The following is a 4225-nucleotide window of genomic DNA, read 5'->3' as shown; positions in this document are numbered from 1 at the left end:
ATTATGGCTAGAAAGAAAAAAGTATTTTAGATTATATTCACTTGCAATTTCAAGTAAATATCAAAATAAAGGTTTAGCAAAAAAACTTTTAGATTTTAGTTTTAGAAAACTAGAAAAAAGCAATAAATCTTTTTCTTTAGAGGTAAAACACTCAAATAAGAACGCTATAAAGTTATATGAAAACTTTGGATTTAAAATAACTAAGGTTTTAAAAGATTATTATAAAGATGAAGATGGATATTTGATGTTAAAAAGTAAATAAAGCATAGGTTTTAACCTATGCTCTACAAGTTCCTACATTTGATAATGCATTAATTTTAGCAACTCTTCCTTCATGTCTTCCACCTTCAAAAGAAGATTTATCCCATGATTCAACAATTGCTTCAACCATACCATAACCAGAAACTCTTTCACCTATACAAATAACATTTGCATCATTATGTTCTCTAGCCATTTTAGCAGAGTATTCATTGTGACATAAAGCTGCTCTAATACCATTAAACTTATTAGCAGCCATTGACATACCAATTCCTGAACCACAAATTAATATACCTTTACTACCTTCGTTTGATAATACACTCTCACAAACTTTTGCAGCATAATCAGGATAATCAACTCTATCTTTAGTAGTTGGTCCTAAATCAATTACTTCATGTCCAAGTCCTTCAAATAACTCTTTTACATAAGCTTTAATATCTATACCTGCATGATCTGCACCGATAAAATATTTCATATTAATAAATTCCTTCTTGGTGTTGTATTTTTATATTTTTCATATCTGTATTTTCTTCAATTGATTCAACTGATTTTAATACTCTATCCCATCTAACTTCTTTATTTTCATCCCATGAAAAATAAACAAACCATGGAGTTCCAACTATGTATTTATAAGGAACTGTTCCCCAAAATCTTGAGTCATTTGAATGGTCTCTATTATCACCCATCATAAATGTCTCATCTTCTGGTACTAATATTGGCATCATATCAAATAATTGACTTGGGTTATATCCATTATTAACAACAGTGTCATCATTATGAATACCAGGATGTTTAATTTTATATGGATTTATAACCCAAAGTTTATCACCAATTTGAACAATATTCTCTTTTGGATAATTTGCTTTTACAAACTCATTACCTTCTTTTGGATGTAATAATAATTTTTTATCACTAAGTGCAATAATATCCCCACCTGTTGCAACTGCTCTTTTAACATAATGAATCGAATCATTTTTAGGGTATCTAAATACAACAATATCACCACGTTTTGGTCTAGGCCCTTCTATTAAATGTCCATTGTCATTAAAATCAGGAAGAACTTTTACTTCTAGCCATGGGATTCTAGGTGTTGGAATACCATAAGTGTATTTTTTTACAAAAAGCATATCACCAATTAATAGAGTGTTTTTCATACTTCCACTTGGAATTACAAAAGCTTGAGCAATAAAAAAAATAATAGTTAATACAATTATAATTGTACCAGTCCATGAAGAGGACCAGTTATAGATTTTTGTAAACATTTATTTTTTTTCTCTAGTTTCTCTAAGTCTTGCAGCTTTAACAGTATTTTTTAATAACATACCAATTGTCATTGGACCAACTCCACCTGGAACTGGTGTTATATGTGAACATTTATCTTTACAATCTTCAAAATCTGCATCACCTGTTAATTTACCAGTATCAAGTCTATTAATACCAACGTCAATAACAACAGCTCCATCTTTTAGCATATCACCTTTTAATAAATGAGGAACACCAACTGCAATAACAACAATATCCGCAGCTTTTGTATGAGATGCTAAATCTTTTGTACTTGAATTACAAACAGTAACTGTTGCTTTTGCATTAATTAATAATGCTGCCATTGGTTTACCAACAATATCAGATGAACCAATTACACAAACATTTTTACCTTTTAAATCGATGTTATACTCTTGGAACATTCTCATTACACCAAAAGGAGTTGCTGGTAAAAATGAATCTAAGTTAGAAACCATTCTTCCAACATTGTATGGGTGGAAACCATCAACATCTTTTAAAGGATCAATTGCTTCTAAAACAATAGTAGTATCAATATGTTTTGGTAGTGGTAATTGAACTAAGATACCATCTAATGATGGGTTTTCATTCATTCTTTTTATTGTCTCAAGTAATTCATCTTGAGAAATTGTATCTGGCATTTCATGTACAACAGAGTATATACCTGCGTTTTTACATGATTTTGCTTTACTTGCAACATATGTTGCACTAGCTGCGTCATTTCCAACTAAAATAACTGCTAAACCTGGAGTAACCGATTTTTCTTTTATAAGTTCTTCAACTTCAACTTTTACTTCGTCTTTGATTTTATTAGATAATGCTTTTCCATCAAGTAGTGTCATGGGATTTAAACCTTATATTTTAATGTTTTTAATAGCATATATAGTATCTAAACTTCAATTATATAAAGTTAAATTATTCTGTGAAAAACTATTTAAACATAAATTTAGTATAAATTAAATATAATCTCGCCCTAAAATAAAATTAAAACAAAGGATCGTTTATGTTAGAGGGTATCGTAAGAGATAGTATGACAAAACAAGCAACTAAAACTTTAAGAAGAAATGGATATTTAATTGCAAATATCTATGGTAAAGGTTTAGAGAACGTAGCAACTGCTTTTAAAGCAAATGAATTTATTAAATTCTTAAGAAATAAAGAAACAATCGCATTTGATGTATCTGTAAATGGTACTGTATACAAAGTAGTAGTTAAAGAATACCAAAAATGTCCATTAACTTACGATTTATTACATGTAGATTTAATGATTGCACAACCAGGTGTTATTACAAACTATAGAGTTCCTGTTACAACTACAGGTATTGCAAAAGGTCTTAAAAATAAAGGTCTTTTAATGATTCATACAAAAAGAGTTCCAGTAAGATGTACAATTGAAGACTTACCAGAATCTTTCGTATTTGACGTTACAGATTTAGATACAGGTGATAATATCTTAATTAGAGATGTAACTATGCCTGAAAATGTTAGATGTTTCTTAGACCCAAGAGTACCAGTTGTTGGTATTATTAAAGCTAAATAATTTAACTGCATGCATTTAATTATTGGTCTTGGTAATATTGGTGAAGACTATTTATTAACAAGACACAACGTAGGATTTATGGTTATCGATGAGATGACCAAAAATCTTACGACTTCAAATATAAACAAATCAAACTTTCAATCAACTCTTTTAAAATCAGGTTATAACCTTTTTTCTAAACCTACAACATATATGAATAATTCAGGTGTTGCAGTTCATTCAATTATGGAATATTATAAAATTGATATTGAAGATATAATTGTTATACATGATGATTTAGATTTACCATTTGGTACTGTTAAGTACAAAATAGGTGGTGGTCATGGTGGTCATAATGGTTTAAGATCAATAGATTCACATATTGGAAAAGAATATATTAGAGTTAGAATTGGTATTGGAAAACCTCAAGATAAAGCTAATGTTGCAAATTACGTATTAAGTAACTTTTCGAAAGAAGAATTAAATAAACTACAAGATATAATAACTCATACTATTAAAGCAATTGACGCACTAAAAACTGAAGAGATTGACCAAGTAAAATCCAAATTTACATTGAAATAAAATGAGAATAATAACAAAATACATACTTAAAAAATACTTACTAAACTTTATAATTGTTCTAATTTCACTAGAACTATTTTTTGTTGGAATTGATTTTTTACAAAACTTTAAAGAATTACCACAATCTGCAAACTTACAACTTTTATATGTATTATATAATGCATTTTTTACACTTACTTTAGCATTACCATTGTCAATTGTATTTGGATGGATTGTAACTTTGGTTATTTTTATTAAAAACAATGAATTAGTTGCCTTTCATGCAGTAGGTGCAACAAGTAAAAATATATATTCAAGTGTTGTTAAAGTATCATTATTTCTAATTACATTATTGATTTTTTTACAAGCTACACCATTAGCATACTCTTATGAAGAAAAAAGAAAAATTCTAAAAGGTGAATATTTTACTAATTCAAAAACAGATATTTTTTTAAAATATAATGAATATTACGTATATTTTAAAAAATTATTACCATTAGAGAAAAAAGCTGAAGATATACATATTTTTAAAGTAGATGATAAAGATATTGTTCAATCAATAATTGCTAAAAATGCATACTTTCAAAATAATAGATGGTACGTAGT

Annotated in this window: 7 protein-coding genes; 4 read left to right on the top strand and 3 right to left on the bottom strand. The window is 28.0% G+C overall.

The window, feature by feature from the left end:
- A partial coding sequence (locus ACERKK_RS11700) for a GNAT family N-acetyltransferase (RefSeq protein WP_373773258.1) occupies window positions 1–262 on the top strand: 262 nt, incomplete at its 5' end.
- 15 nt (window positions 263–277) lie between these two features.
- On the opposite strand, the gene rpiB is transcribed toward ACERKK_RS11700, so the two are convergent.
- The 3 genes from rpiB to folD are packed head-to-tail and all read right to left on the bottom strand — an operon-like array spanning window position 278 to window position 2381.
- Window positions 278–733, bottom strand: coding sequence for a ribose 5-phosphate isomerase B (rpiB, locus tag ACERKK_RS11695; RefSeq protein WP_373773257.1), 456 nt, complete (start codon window positions 731–733; stop codon window positions 278–280).
- Between the two features lies 1 nt (window position 734).
- Window positions 735–1520, bottom strand: coding sequence for a signal peptidase I (lepB, locus tag ACERKK_RS11690; RefSeq protein ID WP_373773256.1), 786 nt, complete (start codon window positions 1518–1520; stop codon window positions 735–737).
- Entirely contained in the window at window positions 1521–2381 is an 861-nt protein-coding gene (gene folD, locus ACERKK_RS11685) for a bifunctional methylenetetrahydrofolate dehydrogenase/methenyltetrahydrofolate cyclohydrolase FolD (RefSeq protein ID WP_373773255.1), read from the bottom strand. It abuts the gene before it with no gap.
- A 161-nt stretch (window positions 2382–2542) separates the two neighbouring features.
- On the opposite strand from folD, the gene ACERKK_RS11680 reads away from it, so the two are divergent.
- From ACERKK_RS11680 to ACERKK_RS11670, 3 genes are all read left to right on the top strand, one after another.
- Window positions 2543–3079: a 50S ribosomal protein L25/general stress protein Ctc gene (locus tag ACERKK_RS11680; protein ID WP_373773254.1), complete on the top strand. Its 537-nt coding sequence runs from the start codon at window positions 2543–2545 to the stop codon at window positions 3077–3079.
- A 9-nt stretch (window positions 3080–3088) separates the two neighbouring features.
- Window positions 3089–3640, top strand: coding sequence for an aminoacyl-tRNA hydrolase (gene pth / locus ACERKK_RS11675; protein ID WP_373773253.1), 552 nt, complete (start codon window positions 3089–3091; stop codon window positions 3638–3640).
- A 1-nt stretch (window position 3641) separates the two neighbouring features.
- Window positions 3642–4225: LptF/LptG family permease (locus ACERKK_RS11670; RefSeq protein WP_373773252.1), on the top strand; the 584-nt coding region annotated here is incomplete at its 3' end.

Source organism: Poseidonibacter sp., assembly GCF_041821165.1.
Taxonomy (GTDB): domain Bacteria; phylum Campylobacterota; class Campylobacteria; order Campylobacterales; family Arcobacteraceae; genus Poseidonibacter.
The sequence above is the reverse complement of the archived record's forward strand: the minus strand, read 5'-3'. Positions and strand labels throughout refer to the sequence as shown.

Coding starts and splice junctions, on each gene's coding strand:
- rpiB (WP_373773257.1), bottom strand. CDS start 733: ATGAAATATTTTATCGGTGCAGATCATGCAGGTATAGATATTAAAGCT.
- lepB (WP_373773256.1), bottom strand. CDS start 1,520: ATGTTTACAAAAATCTATAACTGGTCCTCTTCATGGACTGGTACAATT.
- folD (WP_373773255.1), bottom strand. CDS start 2,381: ATGACACTACTTGATGGAAAAGCATTATCTAATAAAATCAAAGACGAA.
- ACERKK_RS11680 (WP_373773254.1), top strand. CDS start 2,543: ATGTTAGAGGGTATCGTAAGAGATAGTATGACAAAACAAGCAACTAAA.
- pth (WP_373773253.1), top strand. CDS start 3,089: ATGCATTTAATTATTGGTCTTGGTAATATTGGTGAAGACTATTTATTA.